Source organism: Candidatus Protochlamydia sp. R18, from assembly GCF_000648255.1.
GTDB classification, from domain to species: domain Bacteria; phylum Chlamydiota; class Chlamydiia; order Chlamydiales; family Parachlamydiaceae; genus Protochlamydia; species Protochlamydia amoebophila.
The window spans coordinates 1-19,820 of record NZ_BASL01000724.1; the positions used below are offsets into that span (position 1 = coordinate 1).

The following is a 19,820-nucleotide window of genomic DNA, read 5'->3' on the forward strand; positions in this document are numbered from 1 at the left end:
AATTTAAGGATCTGAGGCCTTTTTATTTACATCTAAATTTTATTTCGACTTAGTTATTTGCAACTTACATTACTTATTAATTTGAAATTATTGAAAAAATAATTTTTTTTAAACAGTTTAACTTTTAATTTGTTATAAAAAAACGCAGAGCCAAGCAAAAAGTAGTCATTTAGGTTTAGCTATAAAATTTCTAGAAATAGCCTTAAAAACTTAAAATTAAATATTGGTTTAAAATATTTTTAGTATGCAATGAGATTAGTGGAAATAAAATTTGAAAAATAACTTGATCATCCTGAAGCATGGCTTAGTTAAATTAAGTCCAAATAGAAGAGCGTCAAAACTAGCATTAGATAAAATCGAGGAAAAAATTCTCTCGGGTTAAAAAATGTCCTTATTTATTTTAAATGCAAAGTATGATGAATGAGATTATTAAAAGAAGAAAATTTTGAGTTTATCGATGCTGAATGGCATTAATGCCTTTCAGAGCTATATAGTTCGTGATATAGTTTAATAAAATCTTCTAAAGATAAAACTTCCGGTCTAGCTTGAGGATTTTGCCCAATTATTTCTAAAGCGCTTGATATTTTAGATGGGTCAAAAAGAGATTTGAGTGAGGCACGAAGCATTTTACGACGCTGTTCAAAGGCTGTACGAGTGATTTTAAAAAAGACTTGTGCATCAATATTAGGAGGGGGCTCTTTTAATTCTAAAACAACGATAGCAGAATCAACTTTTGGGGCAGGGTAAAAGCAATTTCGGCTGACCGTAAAACCATAGCGGGGCTTAGAATAAAAATTCAGAAAGATTGTAAAAGAGCTATAATCAGATTGGCCAGGTAAAGCTGTCATACGCCTAGCGACTTCTTCTTGTACCATGACAGTTAACGAAGAAAAAAGTTTTCGTCGAACAACCATTTCTGCGAGAATTGGAGTTGTCAAATGATAGGGGAGATTAGCAATCACTTTTGCTTTCTGATCATCTCTTAATCGACTTTGAAGCTCTTCTTCAACTGAGAACATTAAAATATCCTCACAAAATATTTCAAGTTGCTTTGATGGCGTTTGAAATCTTTTTAATTCGCGGGCTAGTATAGAGTCTTTTTCAACAGCCACTACATGGGCTTCTGCTTCTAGCATAGCTTGTGTTAATGAGCCTGGCCCTGGGCCAATTTCTAAGACAAGATTTCCTGGTTGTACGTCCGAGGCTCTAACGATTTTACGAATGATATTTCCATCAATCAAAAAATTTTGAGAGAGCCCTTTTTTGGGGAAAATTCCAAGTTGATTTAAAAAAAGACGTAATTCGCTGGGTTTATAAATAGGCATAAATTTGCTTATTTTAAAACAAAAGGTTGATAGTCAGCAGGAACCATTGCTTCTAAATCTTTATCTCTGACGTAAAAATGTTCTCGTAATTTTTTGAGGTATAAGTCAGTCTCTTCATCAGCCACTTGATTTAAAAGTCGTTCCTTCAAAACAGGTTCCATTTCTTTAAAGGAAGGGTAACCACCAGGAATTTTTTCTAGAACAAATAAAATTCGATAGACAGTGGTATGCTCAACGCGACTTTTATTTTCGAAAGGTAGGCTATACATTCCTGTATCTAAAGAATTTAAAATTTGTTGGTAGGACTTAGAAAGTTCTTTTTCATTGTTATGGATGACCTTTGAAACAGTTACTTTTCCTTTGCGACCAAGCAATTTCCCTTCTTTTAATTTAGCTGGAACTTCTTCAATTGAAAAACCCTTCCTAAGAAGTTGATAAGCAGCCTGGGCGATTTCTTCAGATTTTTTGAGATTACGATCTTTAATTGTCAAAACTTTATAGTTCCAGATAGTCAATCGGATATTTGCTGGATCTTTAATAAAGTCTTCATAGCTTTTACGGACCCTGGAGGGTGTGACTTGACGAATAGCTTTACCATTGACCCTGGCACCGATCATACGCTTTAAAAGGATATCACCTTGAACAATTTTTGAAGCTTCCTCAAAAGATAAACCAATTTTATCTAAGCTCGCAATAATGTTAGGGCCAAACATGAGTTCCATTTCTTGTCGAACATCTCCACTAGTAACCTCAACTTTACTTTCTTGGGCATCAGCTAAAATAAGTTCTTTATTGATTAAATCTTCTAAAGCATATTTCCAACTAAATTGATAATATTGGTAGCGAGCTTCGGTAGAAGAAAGATATTGGGGAAATTGTTTATAGAAGGTGACATCCATTTTTTTGACAAGATCATAGGCAGAAATAGGTTTACCGTTAATTCTTGCTAGAATTCGATTATTAATAAAAATTTTAGGTTCTTCAGTACGAGAAGAAGAAAGAAAGTCGTCTGATTTAATTGCTTCTAGCGCGTAAAAAGTTAAAAAGAAAGAAAGAGAAGCAATAAAGATAGTTTTTTTCATAACAAGAAATAAAATTTTATATGTTAAAGGGTATATATTTATGGAAACTGCCATTATATGATAAAGTTATGCTCTTTTAAGAACAACTCCAAAAAAACCGTCCATTTCCCCTTGAGCTGGGATTGTTTGGAGTATTTCTTCTTCCATTTCAAGAGAATATGTTTTAATGAAATGTTCTAATTGATTCTGATTTTCAGCATTTAACATGCTGCAGGTCCCATATACAATGCGCCCTTCAGGGTGTAAAAAACTTAAAGCTTTTTCAAAAATTGTTCTTTGTTGGCCAATCAAGCGAGGAAGAACGGTTTCATCAAATTTCCATTTCATGTCAGGATTACGGCGTAATGTACCCGTCCCTGTGCAAGGAGCGTCTACTAAAATCCAATTCATCTTTTTTTTCAATTTTGATAATTGAGGGCTATTTGGTAAAAGAATTTGACTATTTTGAATGCCTGCTCGTTTCAACCTTTTTTTTGCTTCTTGAAGAGCAAAAGGGCGAATATCATGAAGATAAATTTGCCCTCGATGTTCCATGTGAGGAGCAAATGCTAACGTTTTACCACCCGATCCTGCGCAATAATCTAATACTTGATCACCAGGTTTAGGCCGGACAAGCTGTGCCAATAGTTGGCTTCCTTCGTCCTGTACTTCGAACAAGCCTTCTTTAAATTCGGGGAGACTAAAAAAGTTAATTTTCTTATGAAAGATGATTCCTTCTGAAGAATAACGTGTATGGGAGATTTTATATTGACCTTCCCATCTTTTAAATAAAGAATCTCTCGTTGTCTTGATTCGATTGACTCTAATTGTTGTAGGGGCAGTGGTGTTGTTGATTAAACATAAATTAACAGCTTTTTCTACCCCATAACATTCTTCGAATAATTCAAATAAATGGGAAGGAAAGCTGACTCGTGCATGAAGAGGAATATCTTCACGAGTCTGCATTTTAGATAAGTCTGTTGTTTGGTAAACAATATATTTTTCCTGCCAGGAAGAAGAAGGGGCAAGATATTCTAGCAATCCTTTCCAGCGTATTAATGCATAAATGGTTTCTGCTAAAAACCCCCGGTCTTTTGACCCTAAAGAAGAATGTTCTCTAAAATAATGACTGATGAAAAGATCAAGAGGTAAAGTTTGCCTGTCATAGGCTTCTAATAAAGAAAATAAATGGTAATCACGGAAAGGAATTTTTTGTATCATAAAACAATTATAGAGGAAGGCAAAGATTATTCTAAATAGAATTATCTCATAAATTGTTGTTTGATAAATGATGAAACGAATTAGGTATTGAGAAAAACCATTTTCATTAAAAATTATCTCCCTTACTTCTTTAAAAATGGTTTCTAGAATAATTCGTCATCGACTAATTATATTAAGTTTATTACACTTATTCTTCACATTCTTGACTATCAGGTTGAAGGTTCATGTTTAAAATAGCTCTTATCTGCGGAGGTCCTTCATTAGAGAGAGGGATATCTCTGAATTCTGCTCGTTCTGTTCTAGATCATTTGGCTTCTGAATTTATAGAGATAATTCCTATTTACGTAGACTATCAAAATTTTTTTTATCTTATTTCAACAGCTCAACTTTATTCAAATACTCCGGCAGATTTTGATTTTAAATTAAAAAAGTCAGCGCAAGCAATGAATCGAGGAGAATTCAAAAAAATTTTAAGAAATATAGATTTGGTTTTTCCTGTTATTCATGGAATATTTGGTGAAGATGGAGAATTACAAAAAATTTTGGAAGAAATAGATGTTCCTTTTGTAGGAACAGGTAGTCAAGCCTGTGCAGAAATGTTTTGTAAATATCATGCTTCGCAAATCCTACATCAAAATCGATTTCCGACTTTTATGAAATTGGAAGTGTGTCCTGAAACCAATGATTTGGCACCTATTAAATCTTTTTTTGAACAGCATCAGTTAAAAAGAGCTATTGTTAAACCAACCATGGGTGGATCTTCGATAGGTGTGACCTCTGTTCAAACTCCAGAAGATGCTTTTGAAAAAATTGAAATGCTTTTCCAGCAAGGAATAGCTAAACGAGCCCTCATAGAGCCTTTTTGTGAAGGGACAGAATTTACCGTTGTTGTCCTACAAAATCAACAAAGTAAACCTGTCGCTTTAATTCCGACTGAAATTGAAATGAGTTATCAAAACCATCAGATTTTTGATTATCGAAAAAAATATCTTCCTACAAACCAAACAACTTATCATACCCCTGCACGCTTTGATGAGACGATTATTCAAGGCATTAGACAAAAAGCCGAAGCAATTTTTACATTATTTCATATGCGCGATTTCGCTCGTTTAGATGGTTGGTTACTAAATGATGGAACAATTTATTTTACTGATCTTAATCCAATTAGTGGAATGGAGCAGAACAGTTTTCTTTTTAGGCAAGCCTCTCTTCTTGGATTAACTCACCGCGATGTGTTTCGTTTGATCATTACAAGTGCGTGCTTGAGATGGAAATTGACTCCTCCAACTTTTGTTGATGAATCGATGCTAGAAAAAAAAAAGGTTCATGTTCTGTTTGGAGGTAAAAATGCAGAAAGGCAAGTTTCATTAATGAGTGGAACAAATGTTTGGTTAAAACTTTTACGATCATCTAAGTATCATCCTATCCCTTTTTTCTATGGAAAAAATGACTTAATCTGGCAACTACCTTATGCTTATACACTGGATCATACAGTTGAAGAAATTTTACATAGGTGTTTAACTAGAGAAGCATCGAACAAAAACCTTCCGAACTATTTTAATTCTATTTGCGAGCAGCTTGGTATTCCATGTAATTTTCAAGAAACTCCTTCTAGCATGTGTCTACAAGATTTTTATCAACTTTCCGCCTCTAACCAAGCCTTTGTTTTTATTGCTATGCATGGAGGGGAAGGGGAAAATGGAATTTTGCAAAAAGAATTGGAAAAAAACCAACTGAATTATAATGGCTCTTGTGCAAAAACTTCTTCCATTTGTATGGATAAATTTTTAACAGGTCAAGTAATTGAACAGCTCAAACATCCAAATATATTTTCGCTTCCTAAAGAATGTGTAGAAGCTGCCAATTTGTTCGGTCAATCTACAAAATATTTTTTGGAAAAATGGAATAAAATTTGTACTTCATTAAGATCGAATCGACTAATTATTAAACCACGTCAAGATGGATGTTCCGCCGGAATTGTTTTATTAGAATCTGGGGCAGATTTAGAAAAGTATTTTGCGTTTATTCAAAATAACGTTTCGTTAATTCCAAAAGGTTCTTTTAACCAACAAAAAGATGTGATTGAAATGCCTTCATCAACTTGCGTTGAATACTTATTAGAACCTTATATCGAAACAGATCGAATTATTCTTGATCAAGGAGAGCTAATTTATGAAATAAAAGAAGGGTGGGTAGAATTGACTGTCGGAGTTCTTGAGCATAATCAAATTTATCGCTCATTGAATCCAAGCATTACACTTGCTGAAGGAGCCGTTTTAAGTTTGGAAGAAAAATTTCAAGGGGGGACGGGAGTTAATTTAACCCCACCTCCAGAAAAAATTCTAGCTTCCGAAGATGTTTCTCAAATTAAATTTTTAATTGAGAAAACGGCAGATGCTTTGCAAATTCAAAATTATGCTCGACTTGATATTTTTTATCATCGAGAGACAAAAAAAATGGTTGTTATTGAAGCTAATACACTTCCAGGGCTCACTCCATCGACAGTTTTTTATCAACAAGGTTTAGCGGAAAAAAAACCTTTGAATCCTTTAAGCCTTTTAGAAATCATAATTAGTTCAAAATTAGAGTTGAACAAAGAAAATATAATATTCAACGATTAAAAAAAATTGATTAGATGAATAATTCTTTGTTAACTTTTTCTTAATAAGATTTTTATTTGTTTTTAATTTCCTTGTAATAAGATTTGCAGAAGTAAGTATAATAATATCTCTATTTTAGGAGATTCTAATGCCAAGTCCATTGACTTCTTTTGAAAATTTTAGTTTGACAGCTCAAACAACAGCTTATTTGTATAGCTTAAACCAAGAAAGCTATTTAAAAGCTTTTGGTGCTAAGCTTGCGAGTCCTGTTGCTATTATTAGTGCTAGTGCCGTTGATGTAATAGTTCACGCAACAGGATTTGCTAGTAAACTTATTCTAGGTGGGTTGACACTCCCTTGGAATTTTGTTGTAACCCCTTTCTCCGCTTCTTTGTCAACATCTCGTAGTTCCGGTTTAGCTTCTTCACTCATTCACCTCAATCGTCTAGTTGAAAGTATTTTTACTGCAGCCATTCTGCCTTTCATTTACCTTATTAATGCCGAAAGTGCTTATCAGTTTGTGCGTTCACGCTTAGAGAATTTGTCTGAAAAGCAAAACTCAACATTAAAGAATGAGATTACATCTTTAAAAAATCAAATTAGCAAGCAACAACAAGAGCTCAATCAAAAAAGGGTTGATTTAGAAGCGGCTAGAAGAGATCTGGGAAGTTTGACTCCTAATCTTAACGCATTGCAAAAAGATATTCGATCTTTAGAAGAAAAGAAAAGTCAAGATGAGCAGGCTTTACAACAAGCCAACCAAGCTTTGCAAAATTTACAAAGAGAAAAAGCTTCACGTGAGGCTCAGGCTGGAGATTTAGAATTAGAAAAGACGACGTTATTAAGTAAAATTGCTGGGATTGAAGCATCTTTAAAAAAGGCTTTAGAACAAGTCGAGCAAGAACGGAAAGATAACGCTAGTAAAGAAAACACAATTGTTGATCTTCAAGGTCAGCTAACGGAGTTGAAGAAGCAGCTATCTACTCTCAATCGAAACCATCTAAAAAATGAAGATAAGCAGTCTTTACAACAAGCCAACCAAGCTTTGCAAAATCTACAAAGAGAAAAAGCTTCACGTGAGGCTCAGGCTGAGGATTTAGAATTAGAAAAAACGACGTTATTAAGTAAAATTGCTGAGATTGAAGCGTCTTTAAAAAAGGCTTTAGAACAAGTCGAGCAAGAACGGAAAGATAACGCTAGTAAAGAAAACACCATTGTTGATCTTCAAGGTCAGTTAACCGAGTTGAATAAGCAGTTATCTAATCTCAATCGAAACCATCAAGAGCACTTAGATCAAGAAAAAGAGGATTTAAAAAATCAACTAGAAACCCTCAAGCGACAATTAAATGAGGAAAGACAAGCAACACTATGGGCAAATAATAAAATTATAGAAGCAGAAAAAAAAATAGAGGAAGAGAAAAATCGACTTACCAAGTTTTCAGCAGATACGTTGGAAATCTTAAAGGGTAAAAGATTAGTAAATCAAAACCTCATAGAATCAAAAAAAGAATTAGAACAACAAATTCAATCTATAAAAACAGAATTAGCGGCAGCAGAAGAACAAAAGCAAGTTTTATCATTGCAAGTTGAGTCTTCGAAAATGGATGCCAATCAGTTACAAGAAAAGATTAATAGTTTGGAAAATGAGAAGCAAGAGTTATTAAATAGAATTAAAGTTTTAGAAGAGACTATCGCTAAAGAAGGAGAGTCCAAAAACGCCTTGGAACAAATTGAATCCGTCGTTTCAAACATGGAAACAGTTGCTGAAATTTCTATCCTGAACGTTTTAGCTCGTTCTGCGACATTTGAATCCTCAGCACAAAATGATAGAGCATTTACAGTTTCAACTTTGGAAAATGGGGAATTGTCAAATGACAATGAAAATAGAGCTAACTTACTTGAGCAAATTCGTGGATGCTATAAAAAACTTAAATCAACGTCAACAACTGTTGATAGGGTAAAATCGGGGAATTTTGAGCTACGTCCTAAACATAAAAGCTCGCTAGATAAATATATGGGCCCTGCTTTACATGAACTTATCGTTGAAATCGAAGGGCTTATTGAAGCTTTGGAATGGGGTAAATTTGGGCCTGTAAAGAAAAATTCAATGATGCGAAGTATGATTGAAGAAACCCCAGATGTAGAAAACGAAATTGAACCGTTTAAAAATTATCTTGAATTTTACTTAAAAAAATTAAAAGAAAAATATCGCGAAAATTCAAAAGGAAAAGCTGACGGTCGACGATCCATAGAAGAACACCTTGCTAGAGTTCGAGAGATAGATCTTGCACAAGCTGAAGAACGAATTGAAAAATTAAGAAAAGATTTAATAAAGCAAATTTCTTTTAAAATTAGTGATCAAGAAACTACTAAGATTGATTTATTCTTTGATAAACTTTCTCCATTGACTTTAATTTCAATTCAAAGGGAATTTGTAGAAGGAAATAAAGAGTTTAGTAAGTCTCAATATCAAACCTGGGGAGGCCCTTTCAAAGACTTTGAAGAATTTAAGGCAAGTTATCGAGATTTTGTAAAATTACTCGATGAAATGAGCTTAATAAAAAATGAGTATGACAAGGGATTATTTAAAAAGTTATCCTATATTGTTAAATTCATATCCGAGATAACAAGCAGAGGTAAAAAACCTTTTAAAGAATTTGAATTGAGCTAGCAGAATAAAAACTCATTGAGTGTAATTAAAAAAAAATAACTAGAAAGCCTGTTTGCTTGGTCCAAATTGCCATCGTCGGGCTTTTTTTAATAGATCACGTTTGAATAAATATCTTTTAATCGATCTTTTCTCATTGATATGCAATGATGTCAATTTCAAAATAATCGACAAAAGTCTGTAATTCGTATGCTAGCTTTTTTTTCTTCTGAAAATACAAATTTAAGCCCTCTTCAGAAATGGGGAGGGTTTTTCTTCTCTTTCCTTATTGTGGCTTTTGGTCAACCTGCTTGGAGTATATCTTTAGGGCTTTTAGCGTCGATTGGTGGGTTTGCCTGTTTTTGGCGCATTTTGCTGACAATTTCTTCTAAAAAAGAGCGCTTTTGTTTAGCAATGGGGTGGTATGCGGCGGTACAAATGGTGCAGCTTGGATGGTTTGTCTCTCATCCTTATTTTTACATCTATGGAGTGCTATTTTTTTGTGCATGGTTGATGGGGGCACAATTTGGTCTGCTGGCTTTAGCCATTCAACCTTTTACTCTAAAAAGAGTTTCTTATTTATTTGGTTTAGCAGGATTATGGGTTTGGTTAGAATGGTCACGTTTATTCATTTTATCAGGTTTATCGTTTAATCCAGTAGGCATTGCTTTATCAGGATTCATTTATCCTCTTCAATTTGCTTCAATCGGAGGAGTCTATTTTCTTTCTTTTTGGGTAATGTTAACCAATTTATGGATGCTAAGGACCTGGTTTTTTGGATGGAATAAAAGAGAAATAAGCTTAGCGATTGGATGTGCTTTGAGTCCTTATTTAATGGGGGGAAGCCATTTTTATTACCACTTAAATCAAATGAATCAAAACACAAGATTCATTTCTGCGGTACTTGTGCAACCTGCCCTTCCGATTGAAGAAAATTTGGGATTTCAAAGTGCGGAAGAGGCACGTAACTTTGTTTTACAAGAATGGCATCAGATTTTATCGACAATGCAAAAACAAAAAGGTCGCCAAATTGATTTGATTGTTTTACCCGAATATGTAGTTCCTTATGGAACATATCACCCAGTTTTTCCTTTAGAAAATATCAAGAAGTTGTGGAAAGAGCTATTTGGATTTGAAGCTTTAAAGTCCCTTGCTCCTTTAATATCTCCTTATGCTTCATTTTTATCGTCCGATCGAGGAAATCAATGGCTCGTTTCTAACGCTTTTATCGTGAAATCCTTGGCTAATTTATTTCAGTCATATGTTGTCGTGGGATTTGAAGATAGTGTCTATCTTGATGAAGAAAAAACATGTCATGCATCTTATAGCGCTGCCTTTCACTTTTCTCCGGATCAGCGTCCTGCTGAAAGGTATGAAAAACGTATACTCGTTCCGATGGGAGAGTACATTCCTTTCGAATTTTGCCGGGAATTAGCTGCCAGGTATGGTATTTCAGGTTCTTTTACTTGCGGGAAAGGAGCCAAAATTTTTAATGGACCAGTTCCTTATGGAGCAACAATTTGTTATGAGGAAACTTACGGCGATTTAATCCGTGAAAATAGACAAAAAGGAGCCGAACTGCTAGTCAACTTGACAAACGATGGCTGGTATCCTAATTCTAAGCTTCCTAAACAACATTTTGATCATGCGAGATTGCGTACAGTTGAAAATGGAATTCCCTTGATGAGAGCTTGTAACACCGGAATCACTGGGGCAATCGATTCTTTAGGTCAAGTAATTAATGTATTAGGACCAGATATGATGAAAACACAAGAAATAGCCGATTCTCTTTATGTACAAGTCCCTGTTTACCATTATAAAACCCTATATGCAAAATGGGGTGATCTATTTATTTTATGCCTGAGTAGTTTACTTATGATTTGGACAATTGCAGACAAATTTTTCCGATGTTTCTTTTTCTAAATAAGTCCTTGTATTGGTGAATTATTTGATTAGAATTAATAGAAAACTTTGATGAGTGCTATGATTACTTCCTTGCTTTAAAACCGATTTATAATTAACATACTCAACTTCTTACAAATAACTAAAGGTTGATGCGTGACCGTCAATCCAGCATTGGAAACAATTGTTCGCAAGCAACGTACATTAAAAGATGTTGCCGTTTTTTCTGGTATTGGTATTCATACTGGAAAAGAAGTGGGACTTCGATTTTGTCCTGCTAAAGAAGGTACAGGAATTGTTTTTAAGCGTATTGATTTGGTTGGACAACCGATTATTCCAGCGACTGTTGAGTATGTTCAAGATACTGCGCGCAGCACGACAATTGGCATTAATGATGTTCGTATTCACACAGTTGAACATGTCCTTTCTGCTGTAAAAGCTTATCAAATTGATAATTTATGTATTGAAATTACAAGTATAGAACCTCCAGTTGGAAACGGTAGTTCCGACGTTTTTGTAGAAATGATTGAAAAAGTAGGGATAAGAACACAAGAACAAGCGATACCCGTTGTAAAGATCAAACACCCTGTATATTTATCTGAAGGTGATATTCATTTAGTGGCTTTACCCTTCGATGGTTATCGTATTAGCTACACCTTGAGTTATCCAGGATCCTCCTTTTTGCGCGGTCAATTCCATTCTGTTATAGTAAATGAAGAAAATTTTAAAAAAGAGATTGCTCCTTGTCGCACTTTTTCCCTTTATAAAGAAATATCTGCTTTGATGGATAGAGGGTTAATTAAAGGAGGAAGTTTGGATAATGCTGTTGTAATTAAAGACGAAGTGATCTTGAGTAAAGGTGGGCTCTTTTTTCCAGATGAAATGGCACGACATAAAATTTTGGACCTGATCGGCGATCTTTCTTTAGTGGGATATGATTTCCATGCTCACATCATTGCGATTCGATCGGGACATTTGACAAACTTTCTTTTTGCTAAAGAATTATTAAAACATATCACTATGGAGAGTCATTGATGGTTAATCTTTCAGATAACCCACAGGCATTGGATATCAATCAAATCATCAATATTTTACCCCACCGTTATCCTTTTCTGCTTGTCGATCGTGTCTTAGAAATCGATGTAGAAAAAGGATATATCCTAGCGCAAAAAAACGTAACAATTAACGAGTCTTTTTTTCAAGGTCATTTTCCTAATGCTCCGATCATGCCAGGCGTATTGATTTTAGAGGCGTTAGCTCAGGCGGGTGGTATTTTGGTTCATTTAAGAGGGCCAGGAGATAAAATTGCAATTTTGCTTAATGTCAATCACGCTAAATTTAGACAGCCCGTGAAACCAGGCGATGTTCTCCATTTGAAAGGCGAAGGATTGCATTTTAGTAGCAAAGGGGGGCGAATTAAAGCTGAAGCACTAGTGAACCAAAAAATTGCAGCCGAGGCTGAAATAGGCTTTGTGTTTGTAGAAAAAAGTCAAATTTAATACACATCTCAAAAAATTAAAATATTTTAAGTTAAGTGAATGTTGCATGAAAAGTTCTTGTCAAATACACCCAACAGCTATTATTGCGCCTGGAGTGGTTATCGGAGAAAATGTCGTCATTGAACCTTATGTTGTGATTGCTTCACCTCATGTGATTTTAGAAGATGATGTTGTTATTAAATCTCATACTTATATTGATGGTTACACAACCATTGGAGCAGGGACCATTATTTATCCGATGGCAAGTATCGGAACGAAAACACAAGATTTGAAATTTCAAGGTGAAAAAACATTCGTCAAGATCGGTAAAAATTGTGAGATACGGGAATTTGTCACGATCAATTCATCTTGCCAAGAAGGATCAGTAGTAGAAGTGGGGGACAATTGCCTCATTATGGCTTATTGCCACGTTGCCCATAATTGCGTCGTTGGAAATCGAGTGATTATGAGTAATAATGCTACATTAGCAGGACATGTAATTGTGGAAGATTATGCTGTGATTGGAGGTATGACTCCTATCCATCAGTTTGTTCGAATTGGACGCAATGCAATGGTTGGAGGAATGAGTCGTGTGACTCATGATATCCCTCCATTTACAATTGGAGCTGGAATTCCTTATAAATTTGGGGGATTAAATATTGTTGGATTGAAAAGACAGGGATATACTCTAGAAGTTCGGCAAGAATTGAGTAAAGCTTTTAAGCTTCTTTATCGTTCAGGTTTTCGTATGCAAGAAGCACTTAATCAAATTGAACAGGAATTAAAGCCGCTTCCCGAAATTCAACATTTTGTCAACTTTTGTCGTTTGACAAAAAGGGGGTTAATGTGCCTTCAGGCGGAAGAGGAGGGATTGAATTTGGAAGAACCCACTGAGCCTCTAAATGCAAGCAAGTAATGAGAAATAGAAAAATGAAGATTATTTTTTTTGGTACTCCTCCTTTTGCTGCGCAAGTCCTAGAATTCCTTTTGCAAAATCAGGTGGAAGTGCTTGCTGTTATTTCCAAACCTGATCGACCAAAAGGGCGTTCAAGCATACCTGTTCCTACTCCAGTTAAATTAATTGCTCAAAGCTATCACTTACCCCTTTATCAACCTGAAGTAGTTTCATCTTTAGATTTCGCGTCTGTTTTAAAAAATTATGAAGCAGATTTATTTATCGTTGTTGCTTATGGAGAAATTATTAAACAACATTTATTAGACATGCCTAAACGGGCTTGCATTAATTTACACGCTAGCTTATTGCCAAAATATCGAGGTGCTGCTCCTATTCAACGCTCGATTATTGAAGGAGAAAAGGAAACAGGCGTAACGATCATGCATATGGTGAAAAAAATGGATGCAGGTGACATGATCAAAAAAGTGCCAGTGCAAATCACTTCGGAAATGACTTATGGTGAGCTCGAACAAGTTCTTTGCCAAATAGGAAAGCATGCCTTGCTAGAAGTAATCAAGCAGTTCGATCGAGGTGAGCCATCTCGTCAAATTCAAGATTCTCATTTAGCAACATTCGCACCAAAGATTGAACTAGAGGATTGCGAGTTAGATTGGAACCAATCAGCTCAATATTTACACGATTTGGTGAGAGGAGTTAATCCTCATCCTGGAGCTTGGTGTTATGTCAAAGTTAATGGAGAGCAAAAACGATTAAAAATCAGCCGTACGCGAGTAATCCCTTATCCATCAAATTGTCCTGGTACTATTTTAGATAGTTCTAAGGGAAATTTGAAAATTTTGACTGGCGATCAAGCATTAGAACTTGTGGAGGTTCAACTGGAAGGAAAAAAAACAATGTCTTCTGAACAATGGATCCGAGGAATGTCAAAAAATCAGTTAAATTTCTTAGTTAATTAATATAAGTGCGCTAATAATATAATTTATTTTTATATTATTTTTTTTGATTATTAATTAACCCCATGTTTCTATTCTTTTTTATCTTCTAATTTGAATATAGCATTCAAATAAAATAGCTCAAAATCCTGCTGCAGTCATGGAAAAAAAAGTATTTCAATTTACAGGTAGTATTTTTGCTGTAATAAGACGCTTTTGTCAAATATCTATTCCTTAAGGCAACATATCGATTCAAAAAACACTTAGCACATGCATGTAAGAAAGAAGAATTGTTTAATAAAGAGATTAAGCAAAATCTCAACAATTAACCATGAACTTATTAAATAATGATAAAAAATTATGATATTTCTACTGAAGTGTTAAATGCTTTAAAAAAAAGTTTGTTTAGATCAAAAATAAAAAAAGCATCTCAAATTGTTTCTCATGTGCTAATTCGAAAAAATCAGAACCTATTTTTATAAATTTTTTTTATGGCATGTTTTACTATAGTCAGTTTGCTTGGAGTTATGGTCAGCCTTTTTCACGAGGAGAATTTTCGATTTTAAAAGTCACTTGGAAAATACTAATCGTTCAATCTAGGTATATCTGGGTAGCAATGAGAACTATTTTTTGTATAGGGTTGTTGGCAATGGATTATTATTAAGCTTTTAATTTGGAAGAATAAACAAAAGCTGCGTCTTGTAACTGACGTTTATCTTGTGCCAATCAAATATCAATTTTAAGTGTGATTCTTTTAGAAGGAAATTTGTCCCCACTTTAATTAGTTACTTAGGTTTGACTATAAGTTTAACAAGCTAAGCCTGCTTTTTAATAAATCCGTTTCTGTGCAAGTGCATTGACAAATAATACAAAAATTTACATCTTTGCTCTCAAAAACGGTTGATATTGATAACCAACCTTTATTTTATATTTAAAATTCTAACTAAGATAGAGCGATTTATAAATTTTAGTCTTTATTTATTTAAATTAATCAGCACCTTGATTTTTAATCCAGGGATTGAATATGATAAAATTCCTACAAAATTTCTCGAGGAGTAAGAAATGAATCTCTTAAGTAGATGCTCAAATGCAGTGATAGATTTCCCTCAGGCTGCCTTACAGTCAATAGGAAAAGTTGTTATTAAGCTCAAGGAATATAGAAATAATCCAGAAATTTTCCAAAAAACTGCGCAGATTGCCATCGGTATTATCCAATATCATAATTGGCATCATGGAACGGTTGTCTATCCAAAGTTAGAACGGACGTTATCTACTGCGAATATGCATGACTTTTATCAAATTTTTAAAGATCCCTATGATTCCTTATATCCTATAAAAGCTGAGTCAATTGATGCTCCACAAGCTTTAGAAAATATTGTAAACAGGCTAAGTGAGATTTATCCAGGAGTTGAACGTGCTGTTTTAAAAACAACTGTTATGAGGCATTTACAAGATCAATTAAAAAGTATGGCTAAAAATGGCGATGCTTATGCTTCCACAGAAGATTTTGCGTTAGCACTGCAGAATCGTTTGCAAGATCCTATAGCTGATTTAACAAGTAGCTCCACTCTTAATGTAGTCGATTTAACTGATGTGCAGATTCCTGTTGTTCATCAAACGCTTGTAGATAAAATTGTTCATGTAACAGGGCTTTTGATTAATATGGGTTGCGTAGGTCTTTACACCAGCGCTTGGAATTTAGTTGATACAGGTGCTTGGGCAATGCGCATTGGACAGAATAGTGGATTTAGCTGGGTAAAATATCAATCATTAGAAACTTGGGTGAGAGGTGGTGTGACGTTTGCTTTCGGCGCTAAATTATTTGAAGCAACGCGTAAATTATTAGATGAAAAACTCACGCCAACAGCCAGAAGAAATGCTAAAATTGACGCCATCAGCTCTCTTTTTGAATTTGTTTATCAAGGAGCTGGCTACTTAGATCGTCGAAATATTTTAAAATTTTCTCCAGGATTTATTTATGCGGGAGCTATTATTACGAAAGGAGTTGGTATTGCCTGCGTCCTTGCAAGACCAAAACCAAATTATTTTGAAACAACGGCTGCTTAGGCGGTTAATCATCAGAAATATAACGATATAAGGATTTAATATGAATGTTATCACTTCCAGTATCTCTTATGGGATTAACTCCGCTCTTTCTACTATTGGTGAGGGAGCTAGTCTAGTTTCTAGAGAAGCTCAAAAAGGAATTAGGTACGTAGCTGAAGGTCCAAGCCGAGCTGCTTACGATATTTATGATTTGCGTAGAGAAGGGTTTGAAAAATGGACAAAAGCTGCCATTGCCAATTTAAAATTAATTGGGCGAATAAAGCATACAAACGTATTTAATGCTGCCATTGAAACTTTAGAGGGTCAAAAAAACCTCTACTATGCAACAAAATTTATTGGGTCAGCCTGTGACTTTATTCAACGTGACAAGGTGACAAAAAAAGTTAGTTTGACAATTCCAAAATATAAAGAAGGAACAAATTGGGTCGCGGTTCTCTATGGAATAGGCAATTTTTTAGATACTGCAAGATTTTTGCAAAAACATGAAGTTGTTGCGTTTCAAACTGTTTCTAGATTAGGTGCTGCAATTGGTTCTATTAAAATGTCTTATTTAAAAGGTAAACGGGTAGAACAAATTTCCTTAGATCAAATTCCCGTGCTTAGCAATGTTTTTTATTCTCCAAAAGATATATTTATTTTTGCTGCCTCAGGAATCGAGATTTCGCGCTTTGTCAAAGCGTTCGTTAATGTTGAAGGAGAGACGGGGGAAGATCGTACAAGAAAGAGAAAAGAAATTTTATCGGATATAAGTACGTGGCTTAAATTGACTGGCAGCATTGGTAAAATGATCTTAATTGGTTGTGGAAGTCGCTATGGAACTGCATTTTGGTTCACATTAGTGGATGTAATTACACAAAATGCTGGTTTAATTAGATATTGGAAAGATCGTTCTAGAGATAGAGAGGTTCGCTTTCATAATCCAGCAGTAGCAGCGTAAATTGCTTTTATTTACACTCAGAATAAGTATCTTATTCTGAGTGATTATTCGTAAATATTCTTACGTCGTTCGTACAAGGCAGAAAATAGGAGTTTGCATGCAGACTTACTGCCGCGCAGTGTGCACATCTTTAACAAATTATTGTGAAAAAGCTCAACAGACTATATTAACAACCATTCTTGAAATTAATGAAATTCGATTGGATCCTGAAGGTTTTCAACGAATTTGCCTTGTGGCACTATCAATTTTGCAAGGAATTAATTATTATTGTGAGCGTCCGTATTTACCTCAATTAGTGGCTATTTTAGACATTTCAAACACGCTTGATTTTTATGGATTTCTTAAAATTCCTTATCAACTTTTTCATGCGATAGACTCCAATAAAATTGATGAATTTCGTACGCAAAAACAATTAGAACACCAACTATGTTTAAATTGGGGAATCGGTCAAGAAAATGAAGAAGGTCTTAAGCAAAATTCTACTATTCACGATTTTTCTCAGGCCTCTTTAAGAACTTTTTTAAAACAAATGTCTGCGTATGATTTAGCTTGGATAGACGATAAAGAATTTAGTCAAGTTTTGCAAAAATGGATGGTTGGGGAATTAACTGCTCAGCCTGATCATTTACTTAACGGATGCACTGCTCATCAAATTGATTTACAAAAACTTAAAGTGATTCAAAAAGAAAATACTTGGCTTGAAAATCTCACAGACTTGACATTTTTAACTGTAGATGTAATTTGCGTACCTACATTTCTACGAGATTTAAACTTGCTTGAACTTGCTTCTTATGCCAATTCTTTAGGTCGATTTAAACTCTTTTCTTGGGTGCCTGGACAGAGTTTAGATACTTGGGTACGAGGGGGTCTATGTATAGGATTTTTTGTTCGATTTTTAGAAACCTGTCGAACATTAAAATACGATCGTCTAGGAGAGAGCACAAAGAAACGTGCATATTGGGAATTAGCTGTTTCTATTACAGAATTTGCTTTTAATATTTCTGCTTTTAGCCAAGTACGAGAGCCTGTCGTTATTTTTCTGACTTTTATAGCAAAATCTATTGGGATTGCAAGTCTGGCTTATCGACCCAGTCCCCATTTCTTTGAAAATCATTCTACTTGAAGCTTATCGATTACTAAGAAGAATATTTAGATATTCTATTCAAAAAAAAATTAATGTTTTTTTACAATTCATCTAGTAGACTCTTTGCAAAACCTTGCAAAGGAGAGAACCTTATGCCTTCAAAACTACAACGGCATGAATGGCTAATTGTCTCTATTCTTATCACAACTCTAATTTTATTGACTGGTATGGCTTTTTTTTCAAAAAAAAGAGTTTTGCCAATACCTCGGACAGAACACTTGTTAACAACAGAATTGGTGGATGTTACTGTCCAGGGAGCTGCCGAGCATATAGGAATTTTTGAACTCCGTAAAGGAGCTAGGATAAAAGATCTTTGGAACCTTTGTAAACCAACTTTTGATGCTGATTTAAGCAGTTTTAAACCTAATCAACTTTTGCGTGATGGACAAGTGGTTAAAATTCCTTTAAAAGAATATTTGACGATTTATATTAAGGGAGCCGTTCAACAAGAAGGGGCTCTTCACGTTTTAAAAGGAACTCAGCTCAAAGATCTTAAAAACATGATTGTGCTGCAAAAAGATGCGAATATCAAAATTCTAAATGCAAAGCGACGTTTAAAAGATCAAGAAGTCATTCACATTCGATCTAAAAAAATCTCTAAAAATGCACAAAAGATATTAGATAAAAAAATTGAACCTAAAGTTGAGTGAATAACGATGACGTCAAAAAGGTAATTGAGTTTATAAAAACTGAATCTCTTCTTTAAGCATTTTTGAGAGTTCTTGTGAACCAAAGCGTTGATTTTTAATTCTTCCTAACAGAAAGGTTACTAAAAAAATAAGTTGCAAAAGAGACGATTAGCAGATTGCGGATTTTGGATTGGTAAGTTTTAACGAGAGTATCAACGTGATGCAATTCAATTATTGAATTTTAATAAAATTCATTGAGTGGTGCCGAGAAGAAAGGTTGCTTGCCCATTTATAAAAGTTAAATCAATTTAACAGATCAAAAAGAGAGGAATCATTTCTGCTATTTTTTTGACGTTTTTTTATGACTTTAAATGACTCACAAGTTGTATTTAATAAATATAAAAAATATTCTACCCTCTCGAACATTTTAGCGGTAGCAGATTGCTTCTCTTAATAATGATTTAAAGTTTTGTTGCGCACTTTTTTTATATGAGGTGGGTAAAAAATATTTCCTATGCTGAATAAATAGAAAATGCAAATAAAAAGTTGACCTTTTTTAGCAGTTGATAAGTTTATAAAATCAGAAATTTGCAATATTTTTTTTATTCTTTCTTTCCCTCAAATGATATGAGGGAAAGCCAGTAAAATAATTTGGCAATGTATTCATAGTTTTTACATAAGCTTGAATATGAGGATAGCCATAGGATGTTTCCTTCAATCTTAGTTATCCAATTTATTAAGGGATAAAAAACTTACTCAAAAATGAAAATGGAAGTTTTTGCGGAAACTTCAGAACGTCCTTTTTAAGTTTTGTTTTTGTATGAAAAAGATAACTCGTCTAATGAATGTACAAAAGTTAGAAGAAGGAGAACCTAGAAGAAGGCCCAGGATTTATTATTTTGATTTTTAAAGGATTCTATCTATTTTGTGTTGATTAAAAATAAGATATGGAAAGAACACA

Annotated in this window: 14 protein-coding genes; 11 read left to right on the plus strand and 3 right to left on the minus strand. The window is 34.3% G+C overall.

Annotated features, from left to right (window positions below; translation table 11 throughout):
* Window positions 1–470: 470 nt before the first annotated feature.
* From rsmA to TY19_RS07350, 3 genes are all read right to left on the minus strand, one after another.
* A complete protein-coding gene (gene rsmA / locus TY19_RS07340; RefSeq protein ID WP_042281415.1) occupies window positions 471–1,325 on the minus strand; it encodes a 16S rRNA (adenine(1518)-N(6)/adenine(1519)-N(6))-dimethyltransferase RsmA in 855 nt (284 codons plus the stop codon).
* A gap of 8 nt (window positions 1,326–1,333) precedes the next feature.
* Entirely contained in the window at window positions 1,334–2,407 is a 1,074-nt protein-coding gene (locus TY19_RS07345; protein WP_148300655.1) for a peptidylprolyl isomerase, read from the minus strand.
* A 66-nt stretch (window positions 2,408–2,473) separates the two neighbouring features.
* Window positions 2,474–3,607, minus strand: a complete 1,134-nt coding sequence (locus TY19_RS07350; RefSeq protein WP_042281418.1) for an RsmB/NOP family class I SAM-dependent RNA methyltransferase — start codon at window positions 3,605–3,607, stop codon at window positions 2,474–2,476.
* A 224-nt stretch (window positions 3,608–3,831) separates the two neighbouring features.
* On the opposite strand from TY19_RS07350, the gene TY19_RS07355 reads away from it, so the two are divergent.
* From TY19_RS07355 to TY19_RS07405, 11 genes are all read left to right on the plus strand, one after another.
* A complete protein-coding gene (locus tag TY19_RS07355) occupies window positions 3,832–6,228 on the plus strand; it encodes a hypothetical protein (protein ID WP_042281420.1) in 2,397 nt (798 codons plus the stop codon).
* Window positions 6,229–6,355: 127 nt separating this feature from the next.
* Window positions 6,356–8,878 (plus strand): hypothetical protein, encoded by a 2,523-nt coding sequence (locus TY19_RS07360; RefSeq protein WP_042281421.1) that lies wholly within the window; start codon window positions 6,356–6,358, stop codon window positions 8,876–8,878.
* Window positions 8,879–9,064: 186 nt separating this feature from the next.
* Window positions 9,065–10,777: an apolipoprotein N-acyltransferase gene (gene lnt / locus TY19_RS07365; protein WP_052354850.1), complete on the plus strand. Its 1,713-nt coding sequence runs from the start codon at window positions 9,065–9,067 to the stop codon at window positions 10,775–10,777.
* 135 nt (window positions 10,778–10,912) lie between these two features.
* Window positions 10,913–11,791 (plus strand): UDP-3-O-acyl-N-acetylglucosamine deacetylase, encoded by an 879-nt coding sequence (gene lpxC, locus TY19_RS07370; protein WP_042281424.1) that lies wholly within the window; start codon window positions 10,913–10,915, stop codon window positions 11,789–11,791.
* A complete protein-coding gene (gene fabZ, locus TY19_RS07375) occupies window positions 11,791–12,255 on the plus strand; it encodes a 3-hydroxyacyl-ACP dehydratase FabZ (RefSeq protein WP_042281425.1) in 465 nt (154 codons plus the stop codon). The genes lpxC and fabZ overlap by 1 nt, the downstream gene beginning before the upstream one ends.
* Window positions 12,256–12,301: 46 nt before the next feature.
* Entirely contained in the window at window positions 12,302–13,150 is an 849-nt protein-coding gene (lpxA, locus tag TY19_RS07380) for an acyl-ACP--UDP-N-acetylglucosamine O-acyltransferase (protein WP_042281427.1), read from the plus strand.
* Between the two features lie 14 nt (window positions 13,151–13,164).
* Window positions 13,165–14,106, plus strand: coding sequence for a methionyl-tRNA formyltransferase (gene fmt, locus TY19_RS07385; protein ID WP_042281487.1), 942 nt, complete (start codon window positions 13,165–13,167; stop codon window positions 14,104–14,106).
* A gap of 1,038 nt (window positions 14,107–15,144) precedes the next feature.
* The gene (locus tag TY19_RS07390; RefSeq protein ID WP_042281430.1) at window positions 15,145–16,149 is read left to right on the plus strand and encodes a hypothetical protein; all 1,005 of its coding nucleotides are present in this window, start codon (window positions 15,145–15,147) and stop codon (window positions 16,147–16,149) included.
* A 40-nt stretch (window positions 16,150–16,189) separates the two neighbouring features.
* Window positions 16,190–17,086: a hypothetical protein gene (locus tag TY19_RS07395; RefSeq protein WP_042281434.1), complete on the plus strand. Its 897-nt coding sequence runs from the start codon at window positions 16,190–16,192 to the stop codon at window positions 17,084–17,086.
* Window positions 17,087–17,183: 97 nt separating this feature from the next.
* On the plus strand, window positions 17,184–18,209 hold the full coding sequence (locus TY19_RS07400; RefSeq protein ID WP_042281435.1) for a hypothetical protein: 1,026 nt from the start codon (window positions 17,184–17,186) through the stop codon (window positions 18,207–18,209).
* A gap of 113 nt (window positions 18,210–18,322) precedes the next feature.
* Window positions 18,323–18,880 carry a hypothetical protein gene (locus TY19_RS07405; protein WP_042281437.1) on the plus strand — a complete coding sequence of 186 codons (558 nt, stop codon included), beginning with the start codon at window positions 18,323–18,325 and terminating at the stop codon, window positions 18,878–18,880.
* The last annotated feature ends 940 nt before the right edge of the window (window positions 18,881–19,820 follow it).

What these genes read in the sequence shown, in the direction of transcription:
- rsmA (WP_042281415.1), bottom strand. Translation starts at nt 1,325, where the DNA reads ATGCCTATTTATAAACCCAGCGAATTACGTCTTTTTTTAAATCAACTT.
- TY19_RS07345 (WP_148300655.1), bottom strand. Translation starts at nt 2,407, where the DNA reads ATGAAAAAAACTATCTTTATTGCTTCTCTTTCTTTCTTTTTAACTTTT.
- TY19_RS07405 (WP_042281437.1), top strand. Translation starts at nt 18,323, where the DNA reads ATGCCTTCAAAACTACAACGGCATGAATGGCTAATTGTCTCTATTCTT.
- TY19_RS07360 (WP_042281421.1), top strand. Translation starts at nt 6,356, where the DNA reads ATGCCAAGTCCATTGACTTCTTTTGAAAATTTTAGTTTGACAGCTCAA.
- lnt (WP_052354850.1), top strand. Translation starts at nt 9,065, where the DNA reads ATGCTAGCTTTTTTTTCTTCTGAAAATACAAATTTAAGCCCTCTTCAG.
- TY19_RS07390 (WP_042281430.1), top strand. Translation starts at nt 15,145, where the DNA reads ATGAATCTCTTAAGTAGATGCTCAAATGCAGTGATAGATTTCCCTCAG.
- TY19_RS07395 (WP_042281434.1), top strand. Translation starts at nt 16,190, where the DNA reads ATGAATGTTATCACTTCCAGTATCTCTTATGGGATTAACTCCGCTCTT.
- fabZ (WP_042281425.1), top strand. Translation starts at nt 11,791, where the DNA reads ATGGTTAATCTTTCAGATAACCCACAGGCATTGGATATCAATCAAATC.
- TY19_RS07400 (WP_042281435.1), top strand. Translation starts at nt 17,184, where the DNA reads ATGCAGACTTACTGCCGCGCAGTGTGCACATCTTTAACAAATTATTGT.
- lpxA (WP_042281427.1), top strand. Translation starts at nt 12,302, where the DNA reads ATGAAAAGTTCTTGTCAAATACACCCAACAGCTATTATTGCGCCTGGA.
- TY19_RS07350 (WP_042281418.1), bottom strand. Translation starts at nt 3,607, where the DNA reads ATGATACAAAAAATTCCTTTCCGTGATTACCATTTATTTTCTTTATTA.
- TY19_RS07355 (WP_042281420.1), top strand. Translation starts at nt 3,832, where the DNA reads ATGTTTAAAATAGCTCTTATCTGCGGAGGTCCTTCATTAGAGAGAGGG.
- fmt (WP_042281487.1), top strand. Translation starts at nt 13,165, where the DNA reads ATGAAGATTATTTTTTTTGGTACTCCTCCTTTTGCTGCGCAAGTCCTA.